The organism is Nitrosospira multiformis, from assembly GCF_900103165.1.
GTDB classification, from domain to species: domain Bacteria; phylum Pseudomonadota; class Gammaproteobacteria; order Burkholderiales; family Nitrosomonadaceae; genus Nitrosospira; species Nitrosospira multiformis_D.
Window position 1 is genome coordinate 3,369,260 of sequence record NZ_FNKY01000001.1, and the last position, 15,298, is coordinate 3,384,557.

The 15,298-nt window shown below is 53.7% G+C and carries 10 protein-coding genes; 4 read left to right on the plus strand and 6 right to left on the minus strand.

Annotated features, from left to right (window positions below):
* Positions 1-101 precede the first annotated feature (101 nt).
* The 6 genes from BLR00_RS15260 to ovoA form a co-directional block, all read right to left on the minus strand.
* On the minus strand, positions 102-2,378 hold the full coding sequence (locus BLR00_RS15260; RefSeq protein WP_074634355.1) for a cyanophycin synthetase: 2,277 nt from the start codon (positions 2,376-2,378) through the stop codon (positions 102-104).
* A gap of 991 nt (positions 2,379-3,369) precedes the next feature.
* Positions 3,370-3,843, minus strand: a complete 474-nt coding sequence (locus BLR00_RS15270) for a cyanophycin metabolism-associated DUF1854 family protein (protein ID WP_074633972.1) — start codon at positions 3,841-3,843, stop codon at positions 3,370-3,372.
* The gene (locus tag BLR00_RS15275) at positions 3,840-6,185 is read right to left on the minus strand and encodes a cyanophycin metabolism-associated ABC transporter (protein WP_371130410.1); all 2,346 of its coding nucleotides are present in this window, start codon (positions 6,183-6,185) and stop codon (positions 3,840-3,842) included. The genes BLR00_RS15270 and BLR00_RS15275 overlap by 4 nt, the downstream gene beginning before the upstream one ends.
* A 174-nt stretch (positions 6,186-6,359) precedes the next feature.
* The gene (locus BLR00_RS15280; protein WP_074633973.1) at positions 6,360-7,247 is read right to left on the minus strand and encodes a DMT family transporter; all 888 of its coding nucleotides are present in this window, start codon (positions 7,245-7,247) and stop codon (positions 6,360-6,362) included.
* Positions 7,248-7,479: 232 nt separating this feature from the next.
* Positions 7,480-8,709, minus strand: coding sequence for a MalY/PatB family protein (locus tag BLR00_RS15290; protein ID WP_256324176.1), 1,230 nt, complete (start codon positions 8,707-8,709; stop codon positions 7,480-7,482).
* A complete protein-coding gene (gene ovoA, locus BLR00_RS15295; RefSeq protein ID WP_074633976.1) occupies positions 8,706-10,826 on the minus strand; it encodes a 5-histidylcysteine sulfoxide synthase in 2,121 nt (706 codons plus the stop codon). The genes BLR00_RS15290 and ovoA overlap by 4 nt, the downstream gene beginning before the upstream one ends.
* Before the next feature lie 515 nt (positions 10,827-11,341).
* Here ovoA and BLR00_RS15300 point away from each other — a divergent pair.
* The 4 genes from BLR00_RS15300 (at position 11,342) to BLR00_RS15315 (ending at position 15,244) form a co-directional block, all read left to right on the plus strand.
* Entirely contained in the window at positions 11,342-12,847 is a 1,506-nt protein-coding gene (locus BLR00_RS15300) for a hypothetical protein (protein ID WP_074633977.1), read from the plus strand.
* Between the two features lie 2 nt (positions 12,848-12,849).
* Complete coding sequence (locus tag BLR00_RS15305) at positions 12,850-13,503, plus strand: DUF3047 domain-containing protein (RefSeq protein WP_074633978.1); 654 nt, start codon at positions 12,850-12,852, stop codon at positions 13,501-13,503.
* A gap of 129 nt (positions 13,504-13,632) precedes the next feature.
* Positions 13,633-14,499 (plus strand): alpha/beta fold hydrolase, encoded by an 867-nt coding sequence (locus BLR00_RS15310; RefSeq protein WP_218124337.1) that lies wholly within the window; start codon positions 13,633-13,635, stop codon positions 14,497-14,499.
* Positions 14,500-14,686: 187 nt separating this feature from the next.
* Positions 14,687-15,244, plus strand: a complete 558-nt coding sequence (locus BLR00_RS15315) for a Slp family lipoprotein (RefSeq protein ID WP_074633980.1) — start codon at positions 14,687-14,689, stop codon at positions 15,242-15,244.
* Positions 15,245-15,298 lie beyond the last annotated feature (54 nt).

The following is a 15,298-nucleotide window of genomic DNA, read 5'->3' on the forward strand; positions in this document are numbered from 1 at the left end:
GGACGGACTCGACCAAAATGTGACATCAAATAAAAAAAGTATATACTTTATAAATCAAAGATTTATGCTAACAAGCAAGCGTTCAAGTGCCAGATTCAGGTTTATTCATTCGGGAGCATTGATTCGGCGGCAAGGTTTTTTCTGTCTTGAATGCCCGGGAAACTCTCAATTCCATTACGAATGAGAGCGGGCGCGATACCAAGCGCCCACGCAGCGCCCACCGCCGCCAGAACATTCTCGATCTCCAGCGTCGCATGCCCTCCTTGCGTAACTGGCACGTCAGCCAATCTGGCCAGTGTTATTTCACTGAAGCCGGTAACGAGCAGAATGTTTCCGTCACGAGCGATAACGGCACGGTTGCTGTGTACCTGCCCCACACTTTCTGTGCCACTTGTACGATGCGCATTGATGACTGGCAGCTCAGGGTCGAGACTGAAGTAGATCACCTCGCCATTACACAGCGCAGCCATCTCGACAAGCATCGGCTCTCTTGCGTTGAGCACCGCTGCGCCCGCCGGCAGCACTACGTCCACCTGAGTGCGCAGAACATCGAAAACCTGTTTCGGTGTCTCGATATCGTAGCGGCCATAATGCCGGCTAATGTCAACATTGGTAACGATACCGACTTGACACCAATCGTAGGCCAGACCCTCACCCAAAATACCATCGCCGCTATTCTCAAAAACCGCCGCTTCAATCGAGCGATTCATCAGAATATTATTGGCTGACTTCCAGTTGGCATGATTGCCCTTATAAACCTGCCTGTGGTCGAAATAAAATCCGTCGCCACAAGCCAGCCCCGTATGCCGGCCGGTGAGTGCAAGCAACTGAGCGACAAGGTGCGCTACAGTGGTTTTACCGTAACTGCCTGTTATCCCCACGACAGGAATACGGCCATCGTTATCATCCGGGAAGAGATGATCGACGATGGCTTTACCCACCGGACGAGGAGTACCTACAGCGGGCTTAATGTGCATCAGCAGCCCGGGGCCGGCATTGACTTCGACAATAGCCCCGCCCTGCTCGGTGAGTGGCCGCGAGATATCTCTGGCAACAAGATCAATGCCGGCAATATCCAATCCAATAATACGGGCTGCAAGTGAAGCGGCCGCGGCAATACTCGAATGCACTTCGTCAGTGACGTCGAAAGCATGATTGCCGTTACGCTGAATCAGGACGTCGAGCCCAGCCGGCGGTACCGAGTCGATGGTAAAGCCCTGACGGGCAATCTCCATGATAGTTACGCCATCTATGCTGATCAGGTTGAGCGGGTGATCTTCGGTCGCTCCACGGCGCGGATCGGAATTGATCTGATGAGCGATCAACTCACTGATGGTTGACTTGCCATCGCCGGTAACCGATACCGAGTCACCCCGGTTCGCGGCGATGAGCCGGCCGCCAACAACCAGCAAGCGATGTTCGGTACCCGGAACATAGCGTTCAACCAAAACACCGCTACCTTGTGCCAATGCTGCGTGATAGGCCGGTTCAATCTCTTCGCGCGTAGTCAGTTCAATGAAAACACCGCGCCCATGGTTCCCGTCGCAGGGTTTGATGACGACCGGCAAACCGATATCCTGTGCGGCCTCCCAAGCATCTTCGCCGCTATCGACAATGCGGCCCTCGGGAACAGGAACGCCGCAGGACCGGAGCAATGACTTGGTCAGATCCTTGTCACGCGAGATGCTTTCCGCAATCGCCGGTGTGCGGTCGGTTTCGGCTGTCCAGATACGCTGGCTGCGCGCACCATAGCCGAGCTGCACCAGATTGCCTTTGGCAAGAAGGCGGATGGAAGGAATGTTGCGGCTGGTGGCGGCCTCGACGATGCATGCGGTGGATGGCCCCAGCCAGAGCGAATCGACCATATCGCGCAGGCGCTCAATCGTACCCTTGACATCATAGGGCTTGCCGGGTGGTTGGTGTTCCATCGCCGCCAGTACCAGCTCACGAGCCGCGAATAAGGCGTTGCGCGCAATACCCTCATGCCAGGCGCTAACGGTAACCTTGTAAACGCCGCGCCGCGAAGTTTCACGAGCTCTGCCGAAACCGCCAGACATACCAGCCAGGTTTTGCAATTCAAGCGTAACGTGTTCGAGAATATGGCCTGGCCAGGTGCCTTCCTTGAGCCGGCGCAGGAAGCCGCCCCGTTCTCCATAGCTGCAGCGGTGTTCGATCAGTGAAGGAAGCCAGGAAGATAAACGCTCATAAAACCCTGGAATGGTGTCGGATGGAAAGTCTTCGAGTTCGCCGATGTCGACGATTGCCTCAAGTACCGGGCGGCAGGTCCAGATGTTGGGCCCATTCAGATGCCGTATCTCAAGAAATTTAATGTCCCTTTCAACCTCATGGTCAGTATTCGTATTTGGACGAGCCAGCATAAAATTGCGCAAGACATGGATTGAAACTGGGTTAAACGCGGTTGGCATCAAATGGTTTACAGCTTTAGTAAATTTATTCTGAAAGCACATCGACGGATTCCTGAAAAGATTTCGGATGGTCATTCATATTGAATTCTTCCAGCCATACCCGGGACAGGCTGTCATTCGGCAGCCTCTCTAGGGCCTGTTAACACTTATTTCGCACCCGCGACGGCGACGGATCTCATCCAGCACGAGGCATGAGCCGCGCGGCGGAGCAGGCCTCCGTAAGCGACGAGTAACGAAGGGCTGGATGAAATCCGTCCCGTCCCTTCGGGTTGCTACACAAAAAACGCGGATGCAAAATAAGTGTTAACAGGCCCTAGTTTGCTCATCAGAGTTGATTGATTGCTGCTAATGCGACTCTTTTGCCGCACATCGTTTTTGACAAACCCACTCACTATTTTGAGGTCGCAAACGCTGTTGAGAAATTTGAATATTCCTGATGATAGATTTCTTGTAGTTCTAAAAGCTGACCCATATACGGGAGCAGATCGACACAATCTAAGCATACGTCATGCCAGATAAATTTAATCTTATAAAACAATCGATTGGATGAAATGGTTTTATGAAATTAGCGTGAAGATGTCGTCGTTCATTGACAAAAAATCATCAGATTATTATCAACCAACTGAAACATAATGAATATTTTCCGTCTCCAGATGGAGACAGGGCGATAATCGATCAAGCCGGCGTTAGGAAAAAGACCAGGCGGTGGTTGTTTCAAACAATCCGGCTACTATCAATTAGCGCCGAGTATGAAACAGGAATAGGACAGGCGGTCTATTCCGGCAGTCTGCCCGAATGGAAGAATCAACGCGAAAAGATGACTGGTACGACAGATTCTGGAAGCCAATAATTGTTATGTGCGGAAAAAAGCGGTGAAGTATGAACCAGCCCGATGCTTATACACCCGGCTTTTGCAGCCGATTTACTTTAGTTCGACGGGCTGCTAGAGAAATCGGTCCAGAATCTTGCGGCTGCGAGAATCGAGCGCAAAACGGTCGCGAATCAGGAACTGAATGCCGTGGCTATCCGCAATCAGCAGGGCTGGCGGGGCGAGCCGGCGGATGTCTTCCTCACCTTTGAGGATAAAGGATGTTTTGCCCCGATCCGTTTCCACCTGCCAGGTACTTGGCGTGACAAAACTCGATACATCGTGAATATGCCTGATTTCGGGAATGAACTCGCGGCTGGCCAGCTCGGTTTCGACTAGCGTACGCAACCCATCCGGCAAATCGCACAGCCGGTCAATCCACGCCAGCTCATGACCATGCTGGCCGATCAGCGCAATACCATAATCCGGGGCAGTGATCGGAAACGCGCGCACGGGAATGACCCCCTCATGCGCTTCGCCATCCGTTCCGGTAAACACCAGCCGTCCGAAGGCATTCCGGCTCAGCCGGTAACTCAGCCTGTCAATCATTCTCGTCCATCCTCGGTTTTGCGATCAATATCCGGTCTGCGCAAATCATCCTCGGTGTCGACATTGCGCGCCTGCGCCTGATAGAGGCCGTAATAATGACCTTCCTGCGCCATCAGTTGAGCATGATTGCCGGTTTCGATAACGCTGTCACGGTCGAGCACGATCAGCCGATTGGCGTCGCGTAAGGTGGAAAGACGGTGAGCAATGGCGATAGTTGTGCGTCCACGCACGAGATTTTCGAGCGCTCTCTGGATTTCTTTTTCGGTGGTTGTGTCAACAGAAGAAGTGGCTTCATCAAGGATCAGAATGCGGGGATCGATGAGCAGTGCGCGAGCAATGGATATGCGCTGCCGTTCACCTCCCGAGAGTGCCTGCCCCCGCTCACCGACCAGAGAGTCGTAACCGTGTGGCAGACGCAGGATGAACTCATGGGCATGGGCGGCACGGGCCGCGGCAACAACCTCCTCCCGCTTCGCATCCAGTTTGCCATATGCAATGTTCTCGGCAATCGTTCCAAAAAACAGGAAAGGTTCCTGGAGCACCAGACCGATGTGCTTGCGATATTCGGCGACCGGCAACGAGCGGATGTCTACTCCATCCAGCAAAATCGCGCCTTCGGTAACATCGTAGAAACGGCAGATCAGATTGACAAGTGTGCTCTTGCCCGAGCCGCTGTGCCCTACCAGGCCGATCATTTCACCTGGCTCGATGGTGATGCTGATGTCACGCGTCACACTGCGGGTGCCGTAGCGGAACCCGACGCCGCATAACTCGATACGGCCTTTGACGACAGGCAGATGCACGGGGTGTACGGGCTCCGGAACACTGGAAACGTGATCAAGGATTTCGAAGATACGTTTGGTGCCGGCCGCCGCTTTCTGCGTAAACGAGACGATGCGGCTCATCGAATCGAGCCGCAGATAGAAACGGCTGATATAGGCAAGAAAGGCGGTGAGCACACCCACCGTAATCTGGTCTTTCGATACCTGCCAGATGCCAAAAACCCACACCACAAGCAACCCGACTTCGGTCAGCAGGGTCACGGTAGGCGTGAACACTGACCAGACCTTGTTGACCCGGTCGTTAACCTCCAGATTACGGTCGTTCGCTGCGCGAAAGCGCGCCGCCTCGCGCTTCTCCTGCGCAAACGCCTTGACCACACGTATGCCGGGAATGGTATCGGCAAGCACGCTGGTGACCTCGGCCCAGACGCGATCGACCTTTTCGAACCCGGTGCGTAATCTATCGCGTACCAGATGGATCAGCCAGGCGATGACAGGTAGCGGCATCAGGGTTACCAGCGCGAGCCAGGGATCGATCGAAACCAGGATGATAATCGTCATGACCATCATCAGCACATCGGTAGCGAAATCCAGCAAATGCAGCGATAGAAAAACATTGAGGCGATCGGTTTCCGAGCCGATGCGCGCCATCAGGTCGCCAGTACGTTTGCCGCCGAAATAGGCATGCGAAAGTTTGAGCAGATGGTCGTAGGTTGCGGTGCGTAGATCGGCACCGATACGTTCAGAAACCCGCGCCAGCATGTAAGTTCGCGTCCAGCCCAGCCCCCACGCCACGAAGGCGGCGCCGAGCAGACCGGTGAGATAAAACGTGACGAGAGCGGTATCGATCGGTTTGCCGTTCTGATAGGGAATCAGCACGTTATCCATCAGCGGCATGGTCATGTAAGGCGGTACCAGCGTCGCCGCCGTACTGCCCAGCGTCAGCAGAAAACCCGTGAGCAACCGCCATTGATAAGGTTTGGCAAAACGCCATAAACGAAACAGCGTCCAGGTCGAGGGCGATACATGTATTTCTCTTCTGCACGCCACGCACGCTTCTTCACCCGGCAATAACGGCGCATCAAGTATTCTCTGGCACTTGGGGCATACAACATCCACGGATGGCTGCAGCGGCTCTCCAGTAAGCTGGTAATCCAGTTGCTCTGTAAAATGTTCGATCAGACGCGCGGCCGCAGTGTCGCCGCCGAGGGTGTAACGCCAGCAGGCAAGCCGTGAATCCGCGTTAACAAGTTCGAGACTGCCAACGCCGGAATAATCGTGATGAATCAGTCTCAGCCCTGGCTGGTAAACCCACCTCCGCCAGGCTGCGCCTTCCTGAGCCGCCCCTGGACTAGCCAACAGGGCTTGATTGGTCACAACCACCAGCCCGGAAGAAAAATGCAGTTGCGTATCAAGATCAGTTTCCAGCCAGGCAAGTACCTTTTCTTCAGCCAAAAGTTGCGACTCGACTTGCGCGGCCCATGCGGAAGGCAGGGTTAGCGGCGCGACGCCGGACAAGGCGCTGACGGAGGAAATAGAAGAAAGCGTAATGTCTGTCATCGTTGACATTGACTGCTCATCTCAAAGGTAGCGCTTGCGAACCGGTAAGCAATCGCAGTTCTTGCATTAATCATAAATCCGAAGCTCAGACCCTTAAGATTAGTATTCATGCAACCACATACTGGGCATGGTATGCCTTTGTCGAAGCATGTTAGTTTACTTGCATTCACGTTCTTAATCTTTACTTAACGGCGTCCGTGTTCCCAGGACAGCCCCTGCCGTCACGGCTCCCAACCCCGCCAACGTGAGCAAAGATAGCGGTTCGCCCAGAAGAGGCACGGCGGCGAGTGCCGATATGACAGGCACAAAAGCCATCAGCAATGCTACCGTTTGGGAGCCAAGACGATGCACCGCAAAGGTATAGAACAGCATCGCGATGAAGACCACCAGCACACCCTGATATATTGCCTGAAGCGCAATTTCGCCAGCGGGGGCTTGCCCAAGTGTACTGGGAAGAAAAAACCACCAGACTGGCAGGTAAACGATGGCGCTACCCAGCGTGGTGGCTACCGTCGCGGCAAGCGGTTGTATCGCATAGCGGCCAAGCAGCAGGGTAAAAACCGCCCATGAGGATGAACCGCAAAGAAAAAGAAGGTCGCCAAGAATTTGCGAACCAGTGAGTTCCGGGCCGCGCGAGAATGAATCGGCGGCTGTCAATACGATGCCGGCAAAGACAATGGCAAGCGCAGTGCGTTGCCGCCCTAATGGTTTTTGCCCAAGCCATAACCATGCAATGATGGCTGTCTCGAAAGGCAATGCACCAGGCAACAACACCGAGGCATGCGCCGCGGGTGTCATGCGAAATGCGGCATAAACGACAACTGCATACCCGATGCCGCCAAACAAGGAAAACAGCATGATCACCTTGAGCGGCGGCAGTGTTATTCGTGGCAGAAAAAAGATCGCAATCAGCGCGCCAACCCCAAAACGCAGCGACGTGATATCCCAGCTGGTAAGGGTGCCTGTGCCGCCATGACGCGTGACAAGAATGAAGCCGGTCCAGATGCATATGGTGATGAAAACCGCAACCCAGCCGCGATGGGAATGGATCGCTGTACTCATGTATGCCGGCAAACCAGGACCGGAAATTTACAAACCATGACCGGGATAAAGTTCCAAGAAAAGCCATCTATGCCGTTAAGGTAAATCAAAAATCCCGCTGCGCCCCGGAAATCGCAAACTCCACCTGTCCAGCTGCCGGATTCAGGATGAAGGGGAAGAGATATTTTCTGAAAAATGGGATAAAGGGGACGCGACGGAGCTGCCAATAAACGTAGACTGGCAGGGATGCCTCTCAGGCCGGCATCATTCCTTGCCTGGTTCTTTGCTCCGCTTCCCTGATATTTTCAAGAGCTACCTGGATAATATGGCGCGGTGCGCCAATATTCATGCGCATGAAACCGCTGCCTGTCTCGCCGAACAGTGTACCGGGACTCATGCCCACGCCGGCTTCATGCACGAAGAAATGCCGCAATTGTGCATCATTGATTCCCAATCGGGCAGTCAGCGCACGGCAATCGAGCCATAGCAGGTAGGTGCCCTCCGATTCAATAAGCCGGATATCCGGAAGATAGGTAGCCAGATACTCCGCTACGTAATCCCGCGTCTGCCGGAGATAAATCAGCAACTCATCCAGCCATGCCCCACCTTCCCGGTAGGCCGCCTCGAACGCGACGACACTGAATGGATTGGATGCGCTGACGTGCATGGTGTCAAACACCTGGGTCAGTGCTTTGCGACTCTCCGGATCAGGCACGATCAGAGCGGAAAGATTCAGCCCTGGAATATTGAACGTCTTGCTGGGTGCAACGGCGGTTACAACATTAACGCTACTCCCGGCCGATGCCTCCGCCAGCATGGAAAGTACATGATATTTGTTTCCGGGGTAGATCAGATCGGCATGGATTTCATCTGAAAATATTACCAGATCGTGCTTCTTCGCTATTCGCAGAATGTCCTTAAGCTCCCGCGTACTCCATACCCTGCCGACCGGATTATGCGGCGAACATAGCAGTAGCAGGCGGGCTCCTGCCGCACATTGCTCCAGATGATCAAAATCCATGGTGTAACGGTTGTTCGCCAGGCGCAACGAATTATATGCCAGCTGTCTGCCGGTGCCGGTAACGGCTGAAAAAAAAGGAAAATACACTGGCGGCTGCACGATGACCGGCCCGTCCGCCTCGGCAAAAGCCATCACAGCGGCATACAGCGATGGAACCACACCAGGGCACATCATGATCCACTCGCGCCGCACGTCCCAGCCATGGCGGCGCCTCAACCAGTCTATCAACGACTCATACAAACTGTCCGGATAGACGGTATAGCCATACACCGGATGCATAGCACGTTTCGCAAGCGCCTGGGTTACGGCCGGGGGGGCGGCAAAATCCATGTCCGCTACCCATAGCGGAATGACCTCCGCTGTGCCAAACATGCTTTGCCGCCCGTCATACTTGAGGCTGGCAGTACCTGAGCGATTGATGTCGCGGTTGAAATCATGGCCGGAAACGTCATTGCCACTCAAACAATTCGCTCCCAAATTGTCATTTCCGAAAGCGTGTGCTGGAATTTCCGCCGGGTTTCACGAATGACAAATGGCACTTCTCGCGGGCCTTGAATCAATCTGAAATGACTACCCAGAACTTCTTTCAGACCATCCAGGGTACCGAAGCTTTCGCCATCCCGCTTGAATCCGCCGATCCATGCTTCCTTCCTGGTATGCTCCTCCAGCCATGTATAAGGCGAGGCAATCATCAACAGCCCCCCCAGGTTAAGCCGTGTATGAATGCTTGAGAGAAGTTTGGCCGGATCATAAAGACGATCGATCAGATTGGCGGCAAGGATCAGGTCATAGCCGCTGAACAGAGTTTTAAGGTTACAGGCATCGCCCTGGTAAAACTTTACCTTATGTTTGACAGCATCAAGACCAAGGCCCGTCAGGGTACGTTCCTTATAAAAAACGAGGTCGCCCTCATCCGTCAGTGTATAACGCAGCACGCCCTGGCCCGCAAGCTGGACGCCCTGGCCAATGAAACGGGCAGAGAAGTCAATACCGGTCACATCGTCAAAATGCCGTGCCAGTTCGAAAGTGGCTCGTCCGGAAGCACAACCAAGATCCAGCGCCTTATGAGCCGGTTTGTCACCCATGGCGGCAATCGCCAGTTCGGCCAATGCCTTCGGGAAGTTGGGAACGGCAAAATATTCATCGCCATAATGAAACTCGCCATATTCCGAGAGCAGCTTATCGGTTTCGTAGTGAGAGTCGTGTTGAACGGCTGGCGCATCGGCCACCACGTAGCGAAACCCGGTATGCTGGAAGAAATGACGGCGAAAGGCATAACGGGCACTCTTGAGCGACTCGTTGCCGCATGAAATCCAGGAACCCCCCTTCATGAGGTTATGTCGTCCGTCGAATGTGGGTGTAGTGAAATCGTCGTAATGTGGATGGATGTCAAAGCCCTCGAACGGATAAATCGGCGTTTCGGTCCATTGCCAGACGTTACCGGCCACATCGTAGAACTCTCCTTGAGGAAATTCATTGACGGGATGGCTGGAAGCGGAGTGGTCGAGATGGATATTGGCAGCCGCTGGTTCGGTTTGCGGAATCTCCGACAACCCGGCTACGTCATAAAGCCGATACCATTCATCTTCTGTTGGCAATCTGAACGGTTGGCCGGTTGTCGCGGCTTTCCAATTGCAAAAGGCTTTGGCCTCATGATAGTTCACTTCCACCGGCCAATCCCAGGGCATCGGTATTTCTTCGGTCATCAAGCGTAGCCGCCACTCGCTACCATGCCTGACCCAGAAGGTAGGGTAGCCTGCGCGTGTATGATGCTGCCACGCACGGCCCTCTTCCTCCCAACAGCTTTCCATGCCATAACCATTGGCTTCAACGAAAGCCAGAAATTCCTGATTGCTCACCAGATATTTGCCAGCCTGGAATGCCGCAACTTCCGCACTATGACGGCCATATTCATTGTCCCATCCGTAGACAGGATCGGCCTTGTTTTTGCCCACAGAAACCAGACCCGCCGGCACATCGATTAATTGATTCTGTGGCGCCTGGCCGGACTTCCGGCAAGGTTCCCATGCGGGATGCGGTCTGACATGTTCAAGCGCATGCTGCCGGATGAGCACTGAGGAAGTTTCCAGATGGATACGTTCATGCTCGATCCCCATCAGAATAGTCCACCAGGGATGGTCCCAGCCAATCGGCAAGGTAAGGGGTGTTTCGGTGATGAGCCGGTCGACAATGCTGCGAACGGCATTGCGATAGGTTTGCACCTCTTCAACGGACGGCCAGTCGTAATGGGTGGTATTCAGATCATCCCAGCTCATCTCGTCGACCCCGACTGCGAACATGGATTCAAGTCTGGGATTGATTCGTTCCGCCACCAGTCCCGCAAGCAACAGTTTGTTAGCAAAGAAAGTTGCCGTATGGCCAAGGTAGAAAATTAGCGGGTGACGCAATGATATCGGTTTTTTAAAATAGGCTTGATCACCATGCAGCGTCTCAAAAAGCTGCTCGTAACGATCCAGCGTGGCATGAAAATAGGCGCGTATCTCCTCACGCTTTGCAGCCACATCGTCGCCGGATAGGTTGGGACTTCTTTGGAAAAGCAATTTTGGCATAGAACGCATAGACGTTAATTTTTCAGATTTTTTGAAAACTGGTTGAACAGGCATTATAACTTTTCGTGCGCTCAAATACATATTCAATCCCGGGTAAGAAATTTCCCGACAAAAAAATAACCAAAAACAGTCCGGCCAGAGCAGCAGAGAATGGATCGTCTCAATTACCGGCCACTGGACCGATGGAGATGATAGCCACCGGAAACCCAGGTTGACGCGGGATCAGACCGGATTGAAGCGATTGAGCAGGCGCTCCCTGCCGGGTTCGATTGTGATAATGGAAACAAGTTCCTCAATCGTCACGGACTGCGCTGCCGCACCCCGCATGCAGCAATCGATGAAAAGTCAAATAAGCGGTAGCATTCCCTTTCTTTGTATAAACTTTATCGTACCGAGGGTGTAATAATCAACACCCTTACTTCACACACCATTATCGTTCCAATTTGACTCAGTGCGCATCGATCGTCAAAGCTGGGGTAGATGTAAGAAAGTGGAAAGCACAATAACGTGCAGCGGAGGAAACGATGGATCATTGCAGCGATTCGAGGTGCATTATTCCGGCTGCGGCAAAATTAGTTCTGCTGCTTGGCACGCTGTTCCTGACCGGTTGCGTTACCGTGGGAAACCCTCCCATTACATCGATAGCCGATACTTTGACTACCTGCCGCGCACTGTATCAGGAAATCGATGCAATCATTGATCGTGAGGCGGTACGCGACCATGGCTCATCACCGGTTCGAGGTTTCCCTTATCTGCGCACAACCCGCCTGCTTGCATCGTTGCGTGACGAACTAACCGAGCCCGCACACTGGCCGGCATGGATCGATCATATGGCCAAGCTTGACGCCCAGGCACGTGCGCTGGAACTGCGCAATCTATCTGCACCCATAGCGGACTATCCCAAAGATTCTCTACTCTACGAACTCAGCACTTGTCGCGAACAGCTGATGGCTGCCGATCTTACGCAATCGGAGCGCCGCGCCCGGTTACGCAATGTTGCTCACGTTGAGGATGACTATGTAGCCTGGTGGCAGGTGCTCGGTCTCTATCCGCTCACTGCACCGATTATGTCGGCCGGCATCTCGGCCTGGCACAACAAAACACGCAATACCTTTTCCACAGAATTGGCCTCCCTGCCGGTAGCCGGCAGATTGGTGCGTTGGGTGCCTGCATCCGCCACACCGTCCCACGTCCCGCTCGACCCCTGGCAAACAGCCAAGATTCTACGCCGCTCGCTTGATCCGCTCGGCATCCCGCTGCCGACAGATGCTGCTCTTGATCAGCTTTTCGACACATATGCCCCGCTATGGGAAGTAGATGTCGTTGATGAGAATGATCAGATCGGCATGCTGCAATGGAAAAACGGACCGGTAATAGACCTTACCCGTCCGACGCTGTACCGCAAGGTTTCACACACCCGTCTCGGCGATCAGGTATTGCTACAGCTTAACTACATTGTCTGGTTCCCGGCGCGCCCCGGCAACGATATCTACGCGGGACAACTCGATGGTATCAATTGGCGGGTAACCTTGGGTCCGGACGGGGAACCATGGCTTTACGACGCCATCCATAATTGCGGCTGCTATCACGAATTCTTTCCGAGCCATCGGCTACGCTTGCGTAAAGATCTTCCCGCTTTTTATTTTGAACCTCCGATGCTGCCGCAACCCGCGCCCCCAGCGCGTGAACGGCAGCCGCTGGTGCTGCGTATCGCCAGCCATACCCACTTCATCCAGAGACTCTACTACGATGAATCGCCACCCGGATTATTGCCAGCAGCACAACCGCTGGCGTGGGAAGAATATGATGTGCTGCGCTCCCTGCCTGCTGATGAAGGCTATCGCAGCCTGTTCGGTGCATATGGCCTGATCGCCGGAACAGAGCGTACCGAGCGTTTTCTTTTGTGGCCAATGGGCATCCGGTCGCCAGGCGCAATGCGCCAGTGGGGACGTCATCCCACCGCTTTCGTCGGACGCCGGCACTTCGATGATGCCTTTCTCATTGAATCCCTGTTCGAGAGGACACCATAAGCATGGATACACGCGCATACCAATTGCTGTGCGGGGTAATGGTCTGTTTCCCGGTGCTGTCATGGGCGGAGGGTGATCGTGTTGATATTGCCCGCTTCTCACGGGGTGATCTGAGTGGCTGGCAATCTAAAGCTTTCGCTGGCGAGACCCGCTATTCATTCCAGAATAAGGATGGACAAACCGCCCTGCGCGCCGACAGCATGGCCGCCGCGTCGGGACTGTATCGCGAGGTAAATATCGACCTCGGCAAGACACCTATCCTCAACTGGACGTGGCAAGCCGGTAACATACTGGCGGGGGCCGATGAGCATACCCGCGCTGGTGATGATTATCCTGCGCGCGTCTACGTGGTGTTCTCCGGTGGACTGATGTTCTGGCGCACACGCGCCATCAACTATGTGTGGTCGAACAGTCGGGCTATCGACAGCAGCTGGCTTAACGCTTTTACCCATAATGCGCGTATGATCGCGGTGGAATCCGGCCCTGCCCGGCTCAATCAATGGGTGAGGGAGAAACGCGATGTCCGCGCCGATTTCAAACGCCTGTTTGGTGAAGAGCCTGGCCGCGTCGACGCCGTGGCGATCATGACCGACACCGATAACACGCGCACAACGGCAACAGCCTGGTATGGTGATATCTGGTTTACCACAAAATGACGGATGCGGTGATCGATATCAAGGTTCATTCACTTGCTCCTGTTTCGTACCCTATTGCATGCGGCTATTAGGGGTTCAGATAATCTTTATCGGCCTCGGATGGAGGATCACAGTGCGCGAGGAAGTACATTGGAAGAAATAGAGCTTCGGCACGAGCGCGTCACCGGAGACGGCATAGACCTGCACGTCGTTATGGCCGGTGAGGGACCACCCGTCATCCTGCTCCATGGTTTTCCGGAAAATTGGCGTTCCTGGCAGCGGCAGATTCCCGCGCTGGCAGCTGCGGGCTTTTCCGTATGGGTACCGGACATGCGCGGATACAACCTCTCGGGCAGGCCTTCCGAGCAGAATGCTTATCAGCTGGACCACCTTGTTGCGGATGTCGCCGCACTGGTCCGCGCAACCGGGTACCCCCGTGCGCATATCGTAGGACATGACTGGGGCGGTATCATCGCCTGGACATTTGCGGATAAGCACCCCGAGCTGGTGGACCGGCTCGCCATCCTCAATGCTCCACACCTCAAAATCTATGCCCAGGAAGTGCGGCACCCACGTCAAATGTTCAAGAGCTGGTATATGCTCTTCTTTCTTTTGCCACGCTTACCCGAGCTTGCGCTCTCAGCAAACAACTTCAAGGCGGTACGCGACATGTTCAAGCTGCGTCCGGCCCGGAAAGGAGCCTTCAGCGACAAGGATATCGAAGCGTATATCGAAGCGCTATCGCAGCCAGGCGCGCTCACCGCGGCACTCAATTACTACCGCGCAAATCTGACGATAGCCAATATGCGCAAAATTGCACTTTCCACACCCATCAATGCGGAAACGCTTGTGATCTGGGGAGAGCTTGATCCGGCGCTTGGAATCCACCTACTTGAAGGACTCGAGCGCGTGGCGCCCCACTTACGTGTTCACAGAATTCGGGATTCGAGCCATTGGATCCAGAACGAATCACCTGACGAAGTCAACAGGATCATGATAGATTTTCTAAGCGATTGAAATAACCATACTGATGCCATGCTATTTATTATCCGATGCCGGAATCATCATCTGCTATAACTGTCTTATGAAGTATGTATTCGTTGGTATTCCGGTTCCAGGTCATGCTCATTGGAATTGCGGATAAACCCGATAATAAAACCGGGGCGGATATCCCCGGTATTCTCATAATTGAGGGGAAAAAGACATGAGACAGTATTCGTTATTAGTCTGTTTGTTGTTGAGCGCTTGTGCCGGGTTGCCGTCTGCGGTTAAAGATGTCCCTGTAAAGGATATTTCTTATAGCCAGGCGAGCCAAAATCTGAACAGTTATAAAGATACATCTGTCAGATGGGGCGGAGTCATTATCGATGTGGAAAACGAGCAGGACTTCACCCTCGTACAAATATTGTCCTATCCTCTTAATTACTACGGCCGCCCGCAACTAAACAAGTCCAGTGAGGGACGCTTTGTCATTAAAAGCACCGAGTTTCTTGATCCCGCAGTTTATGCGAAAGACAAGGAAATAACCGTTGCGGGAACACTGCAAGGTGATATCGAACGGACCATAGGCAAGAAAACCGTCCGGTTGCCGCTGCTGGTGTCCAAAGGCATTTATTTGTGGCCTATCTATCTGGCCAGTCCCTATTATGGATACGGTTATCCAGGATATGGGGGATGGGGCTATGGGGGATATGGCGGCTTTAATCCCTATTTTGGATATGGATATTATGGCAACCCGTATTGGGGCAGGCCGTATTGGTAAGAGACGAGTTTTCACCTGCAGGTCCATTATTTCTTAGCTGGCCATTTCGCATAC